Annotated in this window: 15 protein-coding genes and 1 pseudogene; 3 read left to right on the top strand and 13 right to left on the bottom strand. The window is 41.6% G+C overall.

Annotated elements, in window-relative coordinates:
* Positions 1–2: 2 nt before the first annotated feature.
* From AT15_RS05830 to AT15_RS05865, 8 genes are all read right to left on the bottom strand, one after another.
* Complete coding sequence (locus tag AT15_RS05830; protein WP_068347374.1) at positions 3–1,769, bottom strand: glycoside hydrolase 5 family protein; 1,767 nt, start codon at positions 1,767–1,769, stop codon at positions 3–5.
* 57 nt (positions 1,770–1,826) lie between these two features.
* Positions 1,827–2,831 carry a LacI family DNA-binding transcriptional regulator gene (locus tag AT15_RS05835; RefSeq protein WP_068347376.1) on the bottom strand — a complete coding sequence of 335 codons (1,005 nt, stop codon included), beginning with the start codon at positions 2,829–2,831 and terminating at the stop codon, positions 1,827–1,829.
* Between the two features lie 10 nt (positions 2,832–2,841).
* On the bottom strand, positions 2,842–4,203 hold the full coding sequence (gene bgaS / locus AT15_RS05840) for a beta-galactosidase BgaS (protein ID WP_068347378.1): 1,362 nt from the start codon (positions 4,201–4,203) through the stop codon (positions 2,842–2,844).
* Positions 4,193–5,134: an ABC transporter ATP-binding protein gene (locus AT15_RS05845; RefSeq protein WP_068347380.1), complete on the bottom strand. Its 942-nt coding sequence runs from the start codon at positions 5,132–5,134 to the stop codon at positions 4,193–4,195. Before AT15_RS05845 ends, bgaS begins: the two co-directional genes overlap by 11 nt.
* A complete protein-coding gene (locus AT15_RS05850; RefSeq protein WP_068347382.1) occupies positions 5,134–6,090 on the bottom strand; it encodes an ABC transporter ATP-binding protein in 957 nt (318 codons plus the stop codon). Before AT15_RS05850 ends, AT15_RS05845 begins: the two co-directional genes overlap by 1 nt.
* A 2-nt stretch (positions 6,091–6,092) precedes the next feature.
* Positions 6,093–6,944 carry an ABC transporter permease gene (locus AT15_RS05855; protein WP_068347384.1) on the bottom strand — a complete coding sequence of 284 codons (852 nt, stop codon included), beginning with the start codon at positions 6,942–6,944 and terminating at the stop codon, positions 6,093–6,095.
* Positions 6,941–7,933 (bottom strand): ABC transporter permease, encoded by a 993-nt coding sequence (locus AT15_RS05860; RefSeq protein WP_068347385.1) that lies wholly within the window; start codon positions 7,931–7,933, stop codon positions 6,941–6,943. The genes AT15_RS05855 and AT15_RS05860 overlap by 4 nt, the downstream gene beginning before the upstream one ends.
* A 63-nt stretch (positions 7,934–7,996) precedes the next feature.
* Entirely contained in the window at positions 7,997–9,667 is a 1,671-nt protein-coding gene (locus tag AT15_RS05865; RefSeq protein WP_068347388.1) for an ABC transporter substrate-binding protein, read from the bottom strand.
* Between the two features lie 227 nt (positions 9,668–9,894).
* Between AT15_RS05865 and AT15_RS05870 the strand changes: the two genes are divergently transcribed.
* On the top strand, positions 9,895–10,278 hold the full coding sequence (locus tag AT15_RS05870) for an OsmC family protein (protein WP_068347389.1): 384 nt from the start codon (positions 9,895–9,897) through the stop codon (positions 10,276–10,278).
* Positions 10,279–10,292: 14 nt separating this feature from the next.
* Here AT15_RS05870 and AT15_RS05875 read toward each other — a convergent pair whose 3' ends face one another.
* Genes AT15_RS05875 through AT15_RS05885 form a run of 3 tightly spaced genes read right to left on the bottom strand, consistent with a single transcriptional unit; the run spans position 10,293 to position 13,374 of the window.
* On the bottom strand, positions 10,293–11,123 hold the full coding sequence (locus AT15_RS05875; protein ID WP_084251547.1) for a carbohydrate ABC transporter permease: 831 nt from the start codon (positions 11,121–11,123) through the stop codon (positions 10,293–10,295).
* 12 nt (positions 11,124–11,135) lie between these two features.
* Positions 11,136–12,017, bottom strand: coding sequence for a carbohydrate ABC transporter permease (locus AT15_RS05880; protein WP_068347391.1), 882 nt, complete (start codon positions 12,015–12,017; stop codon positions 11,136–11,138).
* 58 nt (positions 12,018–12,075) lie between these two features.
* Entirely contained in the window at positions 12,076–13,374 is a 1,299-nt protein-coding gene (locus tag AT15_RS05885; protein ID WP_068347393.1) for an ABC transporter substrate-binding protein, read from the bottom strand.
* Between the two features lie 173 nt (positions 13,375–13,547).
* Here AT15_RS05885 and AT15_RS05890 point away from each other — a divergent pair, with 173 nt between their 5' ends.
* The gene (locus AT15_RS05890) at positions 13,548–14,723 is read left to right on the top strand and encodes a GNAT family N-acetyltransferase (protein WP_068347395.1); all 1,176 of its coding nucleotides are present in this window, start codon (positions 13,548–13,550) and stop codon (positions 14,721–14,723) included.
* A gap of 73 nt (positions 14,724–14,796) precedes the next feature.
* A pseudogene (locus AT15_RS10565) lies at positions 14,797–16,108 on the top strand (alkaline phosphatase).
* A gap of 41 nt (positions 16,109–16,149) precedes the next feature.
* On the opposite strand, the gene AT15_RS05900 reads toward AT15_RS10565, so the two are convergent.
* A complete protein-coding gene (locus tag AT15_RS05900; RefSeq protein ID WP_068347397.1) occupies positions 16,150–17,055 on the bottom strand; it encodes a DMT family transporter in 906 nt (301 codons plus the stop codon).
* A 324-nt stretch (positions 17,056–17,379) separates the two neighbouring features.
* On the bottom strand, positions 17,380–17,566 hold a 187-nt coding region (locus AT15_RS10105; RefSeq protein ID WP_161484658.1), incomplete at its 5' end, for an ATP-binding protein.

Raw genomic sequence — 17,566 nt, forward strand, 5'->3', positions numbered from 1 at the left:
TTTCATATCCTCATAACCTTGTATTCTTTGGGGCTTAGTTCAAGGGAGATCCTGGTTTCAAATGGGGCGAGAATGTATTCGGCTTTTTGCTTATCCCACGAGACATTTTGAAGCACAGCAAGCTTTTCGTCACCCTTTGACAGCAATCTCAATCTTATCAAAGGATTGTCAGTATAGAAAAGAGTTATCCCTGCGTCCCTGGCTGCTTTTCTGTAAAATATGTAGGAAAGGTCTGTATGGTTTACCATAGGCGTTTTGAGCAAAAGGTGTTCAAGCGGGAAATTTAGGAATGAAACCTTTCCCCTATTTAGTTTCGTTTCCGTGAAAAAGAGCTTTTCTGAAAGCTTTATGAGTTTTCCGTTGCATTCTTTTAGCGGAAGATACGCATTTTCATGAGGGTATTCGCCGTATTGCGCCCGAATTTTCCAGATATGCCCCTGGAAATCCAATTCAATATCCCCTGTCAAGGCGTCAAATAAACCGTACTTTGAATCATGCTTGCAGCCGGTGAGATCTTCAAAATTATGAATCCACATACCTGGCTGAAAAAGGTCTGCGCCAGCAAAATAACTCATATATAAATTCCCGCCGTTTTTCACAAAGTTGTGAAGGGTTTCCGTGGTGGTTGCCAGAAGCTTTCTGGCGCAGGGTGCGATTATCAGCTTATATTTTTTTAAGTTATCAAGATTATCTTCAAAGAGGAAATCAACTTCAAAACCAGCTTTGGCAGCCATTACCATTGCCTGCAACATCTGTCTGGCCATTACCCTTGTTTTATCCACTGAAAAAGGATATTGCCTGTTATAATACGAAGGAACCAAAATTGCGGCTTGAGGATCGATAGACGAAAATCCATTGAAATCCACAACCTGATTGCGAAAGCTTCTGAACTCATACGCGGCGGGTTTTGGCTTCCCTTCTTTATCAAAGACGCCAAACCTCAATTCAAAGGGGTGGTGCCGATAAGGAGGCATTTCCGAATATGAAAAATCATTCAAGCACCAACCAAGATTCCCTGTGCCACCTGAGAGGAAAGTATTTAGAAAGATTTCTCTGTAATAAAGGGCTATATTTTCATCAGAAGCATGGCTTGATGATGCGCCAAATTCCTCAAACAACACGGGCAAGCCAAAGGGCCTTAAAAACCTTACCATGAATTCTGTGATCACGCTATGTCTGTAATAATCGGTTTCTGGTACGTACATATGTGGTCCAAAAAAATCCACTATTTTAGATAAACCCGGAATATCAAAACCGTTATTTCCGCCAAATACATTCCAATTACCATCGCCAATCCCCACAGGCCTATCCGGGTCAATTGCTTTTACTGCTTTTACAAGCTTTTTCGCCCAATTAATCACTTTTCCAGGGGACCCTTCGCCTCCGTAAAGGGGCATTTCATTTGTCAAGAGATATCCCCAAATGCTGTCAAAATCCTTTACCTTTTTTGTAATCTCCCTGATGAGGAATTCCTGCTGCTCTATCATATAGGGATCTGAATACAAATCTCGACCCTCTCTAAACTCAAAATCCCAGTTTTCTCCGGACATATGCCCAACAATGAATGTTGGTATTGTTTTGAGTTTATGCTTTTCACATATTTCAAGAAAAGCATTGAGTCTTTTTATATGCACCTCACTAATTTTCCCGGGCGAAGGCAAGAAGCTGGGGCTTAGAATGAAAAAGCGGCACAGGTTCATGCCAAACTCTTTCATCGCTTTCACTTCTTCCTCAACTGTTTCGGGATTCCAGTATTCATCTTCCCACATTAAAATAGCACCATTCCGCGACCAAAAGTTCACACCAAGCAGATATTCCATAAAATCTCACTGCCTTTCAAGTGCTTTTACAGACTCCCTTTCCACAATCTCTGTGGGGAGCACAACGTTTCTATAAATGGAATTTTTACTTGCTTCAAGCCTTTCTATTAAAAGTTGCGCCGCCAGGGAACCCATTTCTTCACGTGGCTGGCGAACGGTTGTAAGCGAAGGAATAACAAATGAAGCAAAGGGGGAATCATCGAACCCCATTACAGAAATATCGTCCGGGACTTTTAATCCCAGCTTGCTTAAGGCCTTTACAGCTCCAAGCGCCACATAATCATTAGCACAAAATATAGCAGTTATGTTCGCGTGTGAATTGAAGTATCTCATAACGGCTTCATAACCATCTTCTGGATCAAAGCCAACAATTTTGCTCATGATTACCTCAACCTCTTTGTGCCTCTGGAGGTATTTCGCTATGCCTTTCTCCCTATCACGAGAGGCGTATACGTTCTGGGTTCCACGAATGTAAAATATCTTCCTGTGACCCTTGCTGGACAGGTATCTCATGGCGGCATATGCTCCCATAATATTGTCGATGTTTACCGAATCAATATGCACCTCCTCAACGGGGTAATCAACGCCAACAACAGGTATTCCGCTGTCAATAAATTTCTGCATAAAATGTTCGTCGCATTTCAGAGTGCATACCAAAACCCCATCTACCTTTCGATTAAAATATTCATCGAGGATTTCCTTTTCACGCATAGGCCTATCTTTGGCGAGGGCTACCATGACATCATAACCTTTATTAAATGCCTTTTCATAGATCCCCGTTAGGATATTTGGATAATGGTATGCGCTCAAATTTGGAAGAACTACACCAATAGTTCCAAAAAGCTCCGAATTTTTTCGGTAAGAGGGTCTTGGCTTATAACCGAGCTTTTGCATGGCTTTCAAAACTCTTTTCCGCTTTTCTTCTGAAACCTGCGTTGAACCGTTTATTACTCTCGAAACAGTGGCTATGGAAACCCCGGCTTCTTTTGCCACTTCTTTTATGGTAACCATATGAGTCCTCCTATTTCCAAAGGCCAAAAGGCGCATTCAAAAAAGTGCTGAACCTTTTCGTGGTTCTGCTTTTTATTATCTCGCGATAAAGAAAGAAGCTTGGCCTTGGAGTTAAAATTCCTTTATCATAATCAACATGAACCAGACCGAATCTCAAGGAAAATCCCCTTGCCCATTCATAATTGTCCGTTAATGACCAGTGTAAATATCCCCGGATGTCATATCCCTCTTCAAGCAATTTTTCAATCGTCGCAAGGTGGGATATAAGATAATAAGGCCTCAAGGCATCCTTATCGTCGGCAATACCGTTTTCTGTAATATATACGGGCTTCTTATACCTTTCGCATATGGCTTTGGTCATGTTGTAAAGTCCCAATGGATATATTTCCCAGCCTGCATCGCTAACAGGCAGACCTTCTTTGGAAATGGTATTTGGTTCACAAGAAAAACCATATCCAGCCTGGCTTCTCCAGCTTATCTCAAATTCACCCGCCCTTAGAACTTGCTCTCTTCTTTTAACAAATGTGCGCGTATAGTAATTGATACCTATATAATCGGCTTTTTCACTTACGGCATCCATGAAATACCAGTTAATAAGGTTATTTGCTTCGGTGGCGCTATCATCTCCGTCTATCCAGTGAAAAGCGTAAATAACCCCAATGGGTTTTGCTGTATACTCTCTCATCGCTTCATATGAAAGGCGATGTGCCTTTATCTCGTTATCAAGGGCTTTCTTCCACAATTTTGGAGCAACAAGCGATGGTGGAAAACCAGATGGTCTTTGAAAATAGCCGAGATTGGCAACTACATTGGGCTCGTTCATTGTAGACCAAAAATCGACCACTTCATCGAGCTCTCTCACTATAAAGGCGGAAAATTTTGCAAATTCATGAGGGCTTCTCTCGTCCAACCAGCCGCTTTTAGTAAAATCGGCGTTGCGGTTAATTTTTATTGGGTCATGCAACCACAGCGGTAATGTAAAATGATTCAGGTTGACCATTGTTTTCATACCTTTGTTTCTTATATCTATTAAAATCTCCCTGTAACGTTCAATAGCCGAATAGTCAGCGATTTCCTTCAATTCCTCTAGGGTTTCCGCACCAAAGGTCTCCACGGGAAATATCCTTGACCATTCAATGCCAATTCTAAGAGCATTGAACCCCGATTCAATGGCGAGTTCATGAACTTCCGGGTACCTTTCCCAATACCCCAGCCCTTTTTCGGGGAGATCTCCGCTTACCACACCGTTTTCTTGCAGTAATGGATCGTGAACCCAGAGGAACCAATCTGTATTTGAATCAACCGCGTTATCGCCCATTTCAAATTGAAAACCTGACATTGAAGCTCCAAAGAGAAAATCTTCACTGAACATTCTTCCACCTCCAGCATGCAACATGGTGATCTTCTTCCACCTCTATCAGTTTCTGAATTCCGCATTCTTTCGTTGCAACCGGACAACGATCATAATACTTGCACATACCTTCGTAAGCTTCTGCACTCCTGCGTTCAGGAGTTTCAAAAGTCTCCCATTTTTTGTCGAGTCGGGGCACTGAATCCAAAAGCATGCGTGTATATGGATGCAGGGGGTTGTTAAAGACCTTTTCGGTTTTTCCCGCTTCCATTATCGAACCCCTGTAAAGGATAATACTCTCGTCGCTTATGTAATAGCCCAGGGAAAGGTCGTGAGTGATGAACAATATTGAAAGGCCCTCATTTTTAAGGTCTGCAAGAATGTTCAGCACATCGATTCTGGTTGAAGCATCAAGCATGCTTATTATTTCGTCAGCCACTAGGAATTTAGTATCAAGGAGCAGCGCTCTTGCTATCAACATCCTTTGCAATTGCCCGCCACTTAACTGATGTGGAAATTTGTTAAGCACTGTCTTCGGGTTCAACCCGACAGATTCCAGGGCATTGAGTACGCGCTTATGCCATTCATTCTCATTAACCTTCGGGAAAAATTCACTCTTGACAAGCTCAAAAATCCTGTCAGCTTTAAAAATGGGATTGAAAGAAGAAAAGGGATCCTGAAATACCCCCTGGACAGATCGGTAATAATCTTTTAATTTGTCTCCTTCCATTGAAGATACGTCTTTCCCTTTGAAGAGAATTTTCCCTTTTGTAATGGGGATCAACTTCAACATCATTTTGCCAATTGTTGTTTTTCCGCTTCCGCTTTCTCCTATAAGGGAAATTATTCGGCCCTCTCTTATTGAAAAGGAAACGTTGTCAACTGCTGTGAGTTTTCTTCTTCCAAATGCGCCAAGAGAATATACCTTGGTAATATCCTTAAGCTCTATCATTATTCGCTACCCACCTTCCAGCAAGCTACTTGATGACCCGGCTCTACTTCAACCAATGGAGGTTCTTCATCACACCTTTCAGAAGCAACAGGGCATCTATCCTTAAATCTACAACCTATTGGAGGATTAAGAAGTTCAGGCGGCCTTCCGGGTATTCCTTTGAGAGGTGTTTCAGAATGTTTGATACCCACCTCAGGCAAAGAGGAAATAAGCAATTTCGTGTATGGATGAAGTGGTTTTTTGACAATTGTCTCTGTGGAAGCTCTTTCTACCTGTTTGCCAGCATACATGATCATAATGCTGTCTGCTACCTGATAAAGAATTGAAATATCATGGGTTACAAAAATAACGCTTTTCACTATTTCCCTGTCCCTGAATTCGACAATCATTTTTGAAACAGCCTTTTGCGAGGAAACATCGAGGGCTGATGTAATTTCATCTGCTAGTAGTAACGAAGGGTTCAGCAAAGTCGAGACAACCATTACCATTCGCTGATTCATTCCACCGGATAATTCGATTGGATAAAGATCAAGAACTTTTTTGTCAAGTTCGACCAGGCTCAGTCTTTCTTCAATAGTATCCTTCATTTTCGTAAAACTTTTACCGTGGTGTTCAAGAAGGTCGGAAATTATTTGCCTTAATTTCTTTATTGGATTCAATGCATTCATTGCATATTGGGGAATGATCGAAACCTCTTTGAATCTATAAGATCTCATAGCTTCATAATCGTATATAGGCAGTTTGTGATTGTTCAAAATGACCTCGCCAGAATTGTATTTCATGGGCGGTTTCAGCAAAATCAACGAATTGTTCAGAGTGGATTTGCCACATCCTGATTCTCCAGCTAACCCCATTATTTCGCCATCTTTTACCTGAAAGCTGAGTCCATCTACAGCCTTTACCTCACCGCGAAGGGTCTGATAATATATTCTTAATTCATCTACCTTCAAAGCCATTTTCACATCTCCCTGAGTTTTGGATTAAATACCTCATCCAATCCTGTATTCATAAAATACATCGCTCCTACGATAGCAGTAATAGCCACTCCGGGTGGAATTGCCCACCACCACATGCCCAGCTGTATAGCATTCCACAAGACCGCTTGTTGCATCATAAGACCGAGTGAGATACCCTGTGTGGGACCAAGCCCGATAAAATCAAGAGTAGCAGCTGTTAAAATTGCTCCTCCAAATTGCAGGATGAATACCATAAATACGTATGATAACATGTTCGGCAGTATCTCAAAGACTATTATTTTCAAAGATCTCATGCCCGTTATTCTTGCAAGGTTCACAAATTCCCTTGTTTTCAATGAAAGAGTTTGCGACCGAACGGCCCTTGCTGTCCATGGCCAGGCCGTAAACCCAATGAACACACTCTCCAGAAATACACCACGGTATTTCAAATAAGCTGCAAGAATAATCAGCAAAGCCATTGTGGGTATAACTAGGATAATGTTGGTGAACATCATGAGCAATTCATCTGCCAGTCCACCTTTATAACCTGAAAGAAATCCCACAAAAAGGCCTATGAAAGTCGCTATTCCACCTCCTACTAGTCCAACCAGAAAAGTCGATCTAAGACCGTAAACGAATTGAGAAAAGACATCTCTTCCAAAAGTCGTTGTCCCAAACCAATATTCGCTTGAAGGAGGATTATAGCCCGGTCCGGCAAAGTCCTGAGGTCCATACTTTGCAAAATAAGGTCCGAAAATTGCCAAAAAGGCAAACACGGCAACGATAATAACTCCTATTCTCAATTTGGTGTTTCTCAAAGCAAAAAATAGTATCTCGCTTTTCCTAAATTTCATGCAGTCTCACCACTCATTCCACGTCTTACTCTCGGGTCAACAATCACATAAATGATATCTATAAAGAAGTTTGCCAGTAAGACTCCCAGAATAATGAAAAGGAAACACCCCTGAATAAGAAAATAGTCGCCGTTTAAAATCCCTTGAAGCAGTAGATAACCAATACCTGGATAAGAGAAAACCACTTCTGTGGCCAGTGCCCCTGCCACAATAACACCGAGTTGTAAAGCTAATCCCGTGATTTGAGGAAGCACCGCATTCCTGAAAGCATATTTCCTTATGAGCTTCGCAGGAGCCCCCATAGCTTCCATATACCTCGAATACTCTGATTCCAGCTCGTAGATAATCATATTTCTCATACCGATTGCCCATCCTCCAAATTGAACGATAAACAGAGAGCCGAAAGGTAAAATCCAATGCTTCAGATAATCCCAGATGAATTCCCAGCTAAAACTTGGTCTCATAGAAAAACTGTATGCCCCGGATATTGGAAATATGCCAAGTACTACCCCAAAGAACCAGGCAAGAAGTATTCCAAGCCACATATATGGGGTGGCTGTTAATACATACCATATTGGCAATATAGTATTGTCGAGCTTCTTTTTCCTGGCGGCGAAAGCTCCAAACTTGTTACCTGCTATCCAGCTAAGTAATATTGCCGGAACAAGCAAAAGAATGTCGTATGGCACTGCTTTCTTTATAACATCAAAAACGGGGCTCGGAAAAAGATACACACTTGTCCCGAGATCTCCTCTGAACAGAGAGCCCCAAAAATTCAAGTACTGCTTCCACAGCGGGAGATCCAGGCTGAAAACCTTGTTGTAATAATTGTACAAAAGTTCCATGGATTCTGTTCTCATTGCCGCCCTTGATAGAAGGGTTCTTATTGGGTCGCCCGGCATGAATCGAGGGATTATCCAGTCAATGGTAACCGCAAAGAAGAAAGTGAGCAGATAGATGATTATTTTGCGTCTCAGGTATTTTCCCACAATCTTTCCTCCCAGAATAGTTTAACCCCGCCTTCTAACGAGAAGGCGGGGGAGACGGAACTATTATTTGCTCTTAAGATCTGTAAGCATCATAAGGCCACCAAGCTGCCACCTGCCAGCCCAGGTACTGGGATAATGGAAAGGCCCGTTTTCACTGGGCCAGTTGGTCCATGCGGCTTCGCTGGCCTGGAACCACATACCATTATACCAGAGAGGAATTGCCGGCATATCTTTCAGGAAAATCTCCTCGATTTTTGAAGCTATCTCCTTTCCAGCTTCCACATCATCGAAAGGAGTCCTGTTGAACTCATCGAGAAGTTCCATAACTTCAGGGTTATCATATCTTCCAAAATTACCATTTCCCATGTAATCGCTTATGGGGAAGAATAGCCAGTGGTAGAATGTCCAGATAGTAACACTCAAATAACTTCCGAAGTTGTTTATGGCCATATCAAAACTGCCGCCATAAAGCTCATCCTGGTACCTTCCGAAATCCGGGAATTCAGCAGAGGCGTTTATTCCTACGGCTTTTAGATTGGCTGCGATTATCTTTATTGATTCCATCCAGTCGGTCCATCCGAAGGGAACAATAATCGAAAGTTCAATCTTTGAGCCGTCGGGAGCTTCCACAAATCCATCTCCATCTTTATCTACGTAGCCAGCATCTTTGAGCATGCTCTTTGCTATATCAGGATTGTATTCAAATCCATATTTGTTGACCACATCTTCATCATAATACTTCATCCAACCGTCCAAAGGAAGGAACCCAAGTGGATTTGATGGAAGTACCTGCTTTTCAAATACTTTCTCAACAATTTCTTCGGAGTTTATAGCGAAAGCAACCGCTTTTCTAAATTGCACATCATCCATCGGCTTTTTGGTAGTGTTCAGGAAGAGGAAAGCCGTATTGTCAGATAACATGTAAGGTACATCTTCAAACCAGGTATGAATCCCGTAAAATTTCTTAATTGTAGGAACACCAGGCAGGAAGAAGTTGCTTATGTCCAGTTCACCTTTGATAATCATTCCCAAAGCAACGTTGTTGCTAAGTGCCCTCAAATAAACAATTCTTTTGGGAGTAGGTTCAATCCCCAGCAATTCAGTTGCCCACCAGGTAGCATTTTTCAAATAAACCATTCTATCCTGGTCATAGGTTTCTGCAAGGTATGCTCCTGTTCCTATCGGGTTTTCGTTTGCACCTGTTAAGATTGCCTCCTTTGTCCTGTCTTTCCAGAGATGCTCAGGAATGATTGGCAGCTGGTAAAGGTTTGTGGTCCACTCGTGATAAAGGGGTTCGGTGAAGTGGAATAAAAGAGTGTAGTCATCAACCTTTTCAATGTTGTCCAGCCATTTCCAGATAGTGCTGTAATGAATTTCGGGAATTTGCTTTGCCAGTTCAAAGGTGAATTTCACATCATCGGCATTAAAGAAAGTACCATCAGTCCAGCGAATTCCTTTCCTGAGTTTTAACTCATAGGTGTTAAGATCTTTCCAGCCACCGCTTTCAGCAAGCCATGGTATCATTTCATCAGAGATGGGATCATACATATAAAGGGGTTCATAGATGAGTCCTATTGTGCCGGTAACAGCAGCCCATGGGGTTATAGGATTCCAGTTATTCGGTGGCGCCCAGAGTCCTCCACCTGCGTACAGAGTTTCACTCCTCTTGTAAGTTATACCGAGTAACATTGTGCCAAGTATTAGCAATAGCACGAGGATGGTTCCCTTTTTCATAAAAATCACCTCCTGTTGTTGATTCCCCTTCAGGGACATTTTAACGATACTATGAAAACATTTACAAACAATTTTCAGTTATTTTCGGTTATATAGGTTCAGAACAACTTAAGTGCCAATCGATGAATGTATCTATAATTTTCCACATATGAAGGATATAGAAAAACCAGAATAAAATTTTTCGTGAAAATTTCTGAAAATGATAATAAGCAAGGAGGTAATCCAACGTGCAGCAAGTAAACATGACCTTCAGCGATGAATTCAAAGGCGCAGGAAAAAACAAAAAAGGAGCAAAACTCAATATTGGTTCAGGGAGTTTTGCTCCTTATGACCTATTGCTTTTTGCTCTTGGATCCTGCCTGTATTCAACTTTTCTTGACATTTCAAACAAGATGAAAATTCACTGGAAATTCGTTGATCTGGATATTGTTGGTGAGAAGAGACAGGAAGTCCCAACCACTCTTAAATGGTGCAAGCTCTCTATAAAAGTTCATGAAGCTTCAAACGCTGAAAAAGCGCGAAAAGCCTTTGAACTTGCGACGAAATACTGCTCCATTTATTACACTCTGTCAAAAGTCGCTAAAATTGAGTGGGAAATGGAGTTTTGCTGATAATATCAGATTTATCACTTTTCTTCCTTCAAGCTAAAACCTTCCATAATGGTCTTCTGGAAAAGCAAAAGAACCAGAAGTGGCGGAAGCATGGCTATGATCGTTCCCGCCATTATGGTGTTCCAATCTGCTGCCTGAGCTTCACTTGCAAGCAGCATCTTGATACCTATCTGGACTACTCTCATATTATTGGAATTTGTGATAATCATAGGCCATAAATATACATTCCACATATAGGTGAATTCTATGAGAAAGAGCGCTCCTATGTTCGTTTTTGAAAGTGGTACGAGAACGTTAAAAAGGAACCTAATTGGCCCTGCACCATCTATTCTCGCAGCATCCGAGAGCGAAGGTGGAACTGTCAGGAACAACTGCCTGAATAACAGGGTTCCCGTTGCACTGGCAAAAAACGGAATTGTGAGGGCGTAATAAGTATTGACCCAGCCAAAGGATCTCATCAAATCATATGTGGGGACAATACGAATGGGTAATGGCAGCATGTGGGTTATAAGAATAATGGTGAAAAAGAAGAACTTTCCCCTGAATTCGCCAAAGTACGTGAAGGCAAAAGCTGCCAATATGGAGAGCGTGATTTTGGCGAATGCAACTGCCACAGAAATAAAGGAACTGTTGAAAATAAGCCTGCCCATGTTTACAGTTGTCCAGGCTGTTTTATAATTTTCCCACATGTGGGTGCTGGGCAAAAATCTTGGAGGAAAGCTGTACGCTTCCTTGGAATTGAAGGTGCTCATTGTAAAAGCGTAATAAACCGGAAAAATAATGACCACAAGCATAATCGAAAGAAAGATATATGATAAAACGATTTTACTCTTTTTTTGCTTCACAGCTCACACCACCTATCCATAGAAGACTCTTCGCTCAGCATATTTGAATTGGAGCGCTGTGAGAATTGCTACAAACACAAAAAGCACCACAGATTGCGCTGAAGCAAAACCGGTATCTAAATTTATGAACCCATCCCGGTATAGTTTATATACCAATACCTCTGTCGCATTTCCGGGACCGCCCTTAGTCATGATATCAATCAATCCAAATACCTGGAAAAAAGCGTAAAGCATATTCATTATAAGAAGAAAAAAGGTTGTTGGTGAAAGAAGCGGCAGGGTAATCTTAAAGAACTTTCTTGCACTCGAAGCCCCGTCAATAGAAGCAGCTTCTAAAAGCTCTTCCGGGATGGTTTGCAATCCTGCTAGAAAGAAGATTATATTGTAGCCAAGCATTTTCCACGAAGCTGCAATGATTACGATCACCAGAGCGAGATTTCCATTCATCATCCAGTTCAGCTTTACACCAAATAGAGAATTGATTATATAGACTATTGGCCCACTGGAAGGATCAAACATCAACGCCCAGATTGTACCGGCAACTGCTGGCGAAATAGCATATGTCCAGATAAAAAGGGTCCGATAATAATTCAATCCTTTTAGTCTCTGATTGAGAACGACTGAAATCAACAAGCCAATTGTAAGTCCCAATACGACAACAGCAGCAGCAAAAATAAGAGTAATAAGCAAGCTATGAATATAATCTGCTGACTTGAAGAGCTTGGTGAAATTGTATAGTTTCACGAAAAACAACCTGTCGCCAAAAGGGGAAACCCTGAAAAAGCTCATGTACAGAGACTGTATTGTGGGAATTATAAGAAAAATTATCACCACGACAATAGACGGCAAAACCAGTATATAAGGGAGAATTTTATTAGGAAACCTTCTTTGCATTTTACCACCTCTTGGTCAAGACTAAAACCGGGGGAGTTCTCCCCCGGTGAATATTCAATTACTTCCCATAAATCATCGTGTATTCCCAGAGAATTGTGTTGGCTTTCTCCGCAGCGTTATCAAGAATTTTCTTTGCTTCTTTCCAGTAATTCGTTCCATTGTATTGAAGGGCTTCCTCGATTGCGGAGTCAACAACATCTCTTATGGCAACAAAATTCCCGAGCCTTACTCCCTGGGCTTCTGGAACCCTTGTGCCAGAGAGAATCTGAAGGAATGCAGTCAAATGATTTGGATGCTGTGCAAACCAACCTTCATCAAGAAGGGCTTTAACAGCGCTATTTGTTGCCGGGAAGTAGCCTGTGGATTTGTGCCATTGCATTGTCACTTCCGTTTTCATAACGTATTGCAGGAATTCCCAGATAGCCTCGTATTCTTCCTTAGAATGCCCTTTCATGACCCAAAGCGTTGCGCCACCGATAACTGAATTTCCTCTCGGATAACCTTCTATCCTCGGCAGGAAAGTTGTTCCGACATTGAAATTGGCTTTAGATTCAATCGAGCCCACGGATGACGTAGATTGGATAAGCATAGCTACCTGACCTGATAGGAAAGCCTGGTTAGCACTGTATTCCCTTCCACCGTAAACCAGCACTTTGTCCTGCGCCCATTTCATCCATTCTGCCATGACATCGACACCGAAGTCTTTGTTGAAGTAAACCTCGGTAGCCTTGGCCGCTCTACCGTTTTCGTTATTTGCATAGAACTGAGCATGATAGGCATGCATCTGTTCAAAAACCCATGCAGGCCATCCGAAGGAAATTCCTCCAGGTGCCGCTCCTGACTCAACAATCTTCTTTCCATATTCATAAAGCTCGTTGAAGGTGGTCGGAGGTTTGTTGGGATCCAATCCAGCGGCTTCAAAGATGTCTTTGTTGTAATAGAGTATGGCAGTCGACGAATTGAAAGGCATAGAATAGAGTTTCCCATTAACTGAGTAATACTCGAGAATAGGTCCTATGACATCTCCCCAGTCAAAATCTGGGCCTGCCAGTTCGTATACAGGCACTATTGCCCCGCTGTCAAGCATGGTTTGCAATCCGACTTCGTAAACTTGAACAATATGCGGCTGATCCCCTGCCCTATACGCTGCGATAGCTTTCGTGAGCGTTTCAGCATAAGAACCTGTGAACTGCGCCACAACCTCGATGTCAGGGTGAGTTGCATTAAATCCATTAACAATCGCTTCCACAGCAGGCAACCTGCTTCCACTCATTGCATGCCACATAGTGATAGTAACTTTTGAGAGAGCTACTGTCACCAGCAGAATGATAAAGAGAAAAACAAGAACCTTCTTCATACATAACCCCTCCTTTAAAGTGTTTTACTGATCTAACCCGGATCAAGGTGACAAAATTCATAAAAACTCTGCTTTTGAAAGCATTAAAGATTATAGCAGACATCACCTTCTATTAACAAAATTTGGCATGGTATTCTTGATATACGAAATACATGAAGAAGGGGATGGTTTTTATGTTTGAATATCAAAAAAATGAAGACATAGGAACTTTTTCGGAAATTGCAAATTTCTCTTTTGCTGTTAAACATTCGCGCCATGAGCTCTTAAGAAAATATATTGCTGAAGCCTTGAGCAGTGGTGCAGAACTCTACACAGTTAAAGAATGCTCTCTCATTGTTGCAGGTTATGTACTCTATCCCTTCAATATGAGGTTGAGAAATTCTGTGGTTAAAATGGGTGGCATAGGCCTTGTATGCTCGAGACCTGATTTCAGGGGAAAAGGTGCAATCAGGTTCATGCTGCAAAACGCTGTCAAAACAATGAGAGAAAAAGACATGCTGGTTTCCGTCTTATATCCCTTCAATGTTGGGTTTTACAGAAAATACGGCTGGGAACTCTTTTTCAAAACAAAAAAGTTAGTTCTCTCACCCAATGTGATTGACGCTGAAAAGTCCTCATCAGTAAGTTATAATTTCATGACTTTCCCGGACAGCGAGTTAAAAAGCTTCTACAACCATATAGCGCAAACTCAATACAATTTGGCAATCAGAAATGATCATCAATGGCGAAGGCATTTGAAGCTCTTTTTCAATGATGAGGCGTCAACAGGGGTTGTGAAGTTCAGCAGAAATGGAAGGGTAACCGGTATGCTCACTCAATACCTTAATAGAAGCGAGAAAGGCTTTGACTCCTTACTTACAGTCAAAGATTTCTACTACTCTGACCAGGAAACAAAGCTCACAATGCTATACTACCTGAAATCTCTCTCTCATCAGGTAAAGGAAATTACCTTCTATGCCCCTGAAGACTTCGAGCTGTGGCCCTATCTTACAGACAGACCAATAGAAGAGAAACTGGAAACTTCAGGAATGATAAGAATATTAGATCTTAAAAGTTTAAGTGGGCTTAATGTGGATTTTCAATTGCCAGCCGTGAAAGTCAAAGTGATAGATAACCTGATTGAGGAAAACAATGGAATATTCGAATTTTATACTGAAGGCGGGAAATTGAAAATCCGAAAAACAACAGATGAACCGGAGCTTGAATGCGATATTTCCACAGTATCTTTTGTTCTGAGCGGTTTTTCAAGTCTTTCAGAATCAATCCGCATTGGAAAGGCAAAAGAGTTAAAAAAAGTCACACAGGTTGAAATACCCAAAGATGTTACTTTTCATCCTGAATTATTCTGATTTTGTATTTAGGATTAATTTTGGCATAATTGAATTCCCAAAAAGGGTGAAAACTTACTTGGGGGTGTTCAAAGTGCGAAAGATTTTACTGGTGTTGCTCCTTCTTTTTAGCGTGGCGCTTTTTGCCGGCTATGTAAAAAACGTAATTTATTTATTGGTGACGGCATGGGACTGAACCACCTAATTCTGACGAGTTATCTTGAAGGACGAGAACTTAACATAATGAAAGCGCCTAATCTTGCTATGAGCTTAACATTCAGTGCTAACAGCAACGTAACTGATTCTGCTGCTGCCGGAACAGCTCTCGCAGCTGGCTTCAAGACCAATAACGGTATGATTGGTGTTCTTCCAGATGGCACACCTATTCCAAGCATTGCCGATTTTGCAGCTCAAAATGGTGTTAAGACGGGTATTATTGCAACTTCACGTATAACCCACGCAACTCCTGCTGCCTTTTACGGTCATGTGAATTCCAGAAGCGATGAAAATACGCTCGCCGAGCAATTAGTGAACAGCCAGATCACTGTTGCCTTTGGTGGAGGTTGGAGACATTTCGTACCGACTGGCGGTAAGAGAAAGGATGGAAAAGACCTTATAGCGGTTGCAAAAGAAAATGGTTTCGACTATATCACCACCAAAACTGAAATGTTAAATTATGATGGAAACCGTGTTTTAGGACTCTTCGCTTACAGCCATCTCAAAGCTGCTTCTGAAAGAACAGGAGAAGAGCCTATGCTTCCTGAAATGGTTTCCAAAGCTCTTGAGATCCTATCGAAAGATAACGAACCCTTTTTTTCCTCATGGTTGAAGGCTCACAAATCGACTGGGAAGCTCATGGTAACGATGTCTTTGGTGTTTGGAAAGAAGTTGTTGAATTTGACAACGCAGTAAAAGTTGCCCTCGATTTCGCCGAAACTCACCCTGATACTCTTATAGTCGTTACCGCTGACCATGAGACAGGAGGTCTTGGCCTTTCTACAGGTGGTTACACAATGAACCTCGAAAAAATCAGGAATGATTACACCAAAACCGCCGATTGGGTTGTTTCCAACTTCAAAACCGAAGAGGAACTAAAAGAAGCTGTGAAAGCATACTTCAATGTAGACCTCACAGAAGAAGACTTCGAGTATTACCGAGCAGAAAAGGCGAAATCTTACTATGGCGCATCAAATTCCATTGGAAGAATACTCAGCAATAAGGCAGATATAGGCTGGACCACTTTTGATCATACAGGCGCGCCGGTTCCGATATTTGCTTTTGGGCCTGGTGCAGAATTCTTCGAAGGAATAATGGACAACACTCAAATTCCAAGGTTAATAGGATTCCTTGCAGGTTATGAACTCGTAAGCCCTGTAAGCACTGTGCCATCAATAGGCGAGCACTAAACAATATAAGCCCCGGTTTTACCGGGGCTTTTTTGTAATGATTAATTCCTCCTGTAATTAACCGCTACAATACCTGTTACCGCAAGCCCAAGAGCGATTAAAATGCTTGCCGTGAAAGATTCTCCGGGTATGAAAAGCGCTGAAAACACCGCCCCTGATAGCGGGATTATAAATCTATAAATGGTAACCTCCCCTGCTTTGTTGTATTTCAGCACGGTATACCATAATGAAAAAGCAGCCGCTGATAAGAAGGAAGAATACAGAAGCAAGAAGAAAGCCAGTGGTGTAAAGCGCAGGCCCTTTTCCATTCCGGGAAGTCCGATCCCAATCAAAAATATTGAACCCATTAGCATTTGCCATCCAGATACAGCAAAAGGATCAAATTTTTTGGAAAGTTCCTTGGCGAGAATCGTACCCACAGCTCCTACAAGGGTGGAAAGTATTAACAATCCTTCACCGGAAAAAGTGATATCCAAGCTCAGGCCTTTTCCAATATTCGCAAGAAAGATACCCGAAAACCCGGCTGAAAGCCCTATGATTTTTCTCATATTTATCTTATCGTTTTTGTATACAAAATGGGCGAGTAATACAACGAAAAAGTTCCCACTTGCAATAATGATCGATGATTTCACTCCTGACGTGTTTGAAAGACCGTTATAAAAGAGAGTGTATTGCAAAGATGTTTGGAGAAGACCGAGTAAAAAAAGCCCAAAAAGACCTTTTAATCGTAGCCCGACTTTCCTCATTCTTGAACTAAAGATAAAAAGCATCAAACCAGCTATAAGAAAGCGCATTCCTGCAAAAACGAGTTTTTCTGAAATATCTCCTGAAGATATGTTTAGCTCTGAAAAGCTGATTTTCAAAACAGGAAAAGCGCTTCCCCAAAGAACCGATGCCAGTATTGCCATTATTGCAGCTGATAAGGGACTTTTCGGATTGATCTTCATTTTTACCTCCATAGTTTGACAAGCTATCAGAAAGTAAGTATATTTAAAACCATTTTACTCCATTTTAATGCATCTGACCATTTGTTTTCCTGAAGGAAATTATATCCGGAACATCGAATGATAAAGTTAATATTGAGACTTTATCTCAATAAGGAGAAGGAGGAGGATATGATGGTCGCTGCACTTATGATTACGTTCAGAGAGGCGCTTGAAGCTGCACTTATAATAGGCATCATGCTTGTATTGGTTAAGAGGTTCAGGAATGTATAAAGTCAATAGGTTTTTGACCCGGGAGGGCCATAAAGAAATGACCCGCTACCCACCTCAGGTATTCAAAACATCTCTTCTTCGGTAACTTCTTCCAGACATATTGAGAATCAAAGCGTTGTGCGTAATTCTGTCTAACAATGCCATGGTAAGGGCTTTGTCATGGAAAATCTTTATCCATTCTGAGAACACGAGATTCGTTGTAATTAACGTGCTCTTTGTTTCGTATCTCATTGCCAGATAT

The organism is Kosmotoga arenicorallina S304, assembly GCF_001636545.1.
Lineage (GTDB): Bacteria > Thermotogota > Thermotogae > Petrotogales > Kosmotogaceae > Kosmotoga_B > Kosmotoga_B arenicorallina.

Bases quoted from the DNA above. Each gene is read 5' to 3' on its own strand.
- AT15_RS05830 (WP_068347374.1), bottom strand. From the start codon at position 1,769: ATGTGGGAAGATGAATACTGGAATCCCGAAACAGTTGAGGAAGAAGTG.
- AT15_RS05835 (WP_068347376.1), bottom strand. From the start codon at position 2,831: ATGGTTACCATAAAAGAAGTGGCAAAAGAAGCCGGGGTTTCCATAGCC.
- bgaS (WP_068347378.1), bottom strand. From the start codon at position 4,203: ATGTTCAGTGAAGATTTTCTCTTTGGAGCTTCAATGTCAGGTTTTCAA.
- AT15_RS05845 (WP_068347380.1), bottom strand. From the start codon at position 5,134: ATGATAGAGCTTAAGGATATTACCAAGGTATATTCTCTTGGCGCATTT.
- AT15_RS05850 (WP_068347382.1), bottom strand. From the start codon at position 6,090: ATGGCTTTGAAGGTAGATGAATTAAGAATATATTATCAGACCCTTCGC.
- AT15_RS05855 (WP_068347384.1), bottom strand. From the start codon at position 6,944: ATGAAATTTAGGAAAAGCGAGATACTATTTTTTGCTTTGAGAAACACC.
- AT15_RS05865 (WP_068347388.1), bottom strand. From the start codon at position 9,667: ATGAAAAAGGGAACCATCCTCGTGCTATTGCTAATACTTGGCACAATG.
- AT15_RS05880 (WP_068347391.1), bottom strand. From the start codon at position 12,017: ATGCAAAGAAGGTTTCCTAATAAAATTCTCCCTTATATACTGGTTTTG.
- AT15_RS05885 (WP_068347393.1), bottom strand. From the start codon at position 13,374: ATGAAGAAGGTTCTTGTTTTTCTCTTTATCATTCTGCTGGTGACAGTA.
- AT15_RS05890 (WP_068347395.1), top strand. From the start codon at position 13,548: ATGTTTGAATATCAAAAAAATGAAGACATAGGAACTTTTTCGGAAATT.
- AT15_RS05900 (WP_068347397.1), bottom strand. From the start codon at position 17,055: ATGAAGATCAATCCGAAAAGTCCCTTATCAGCTGCAATAATGGCAATA.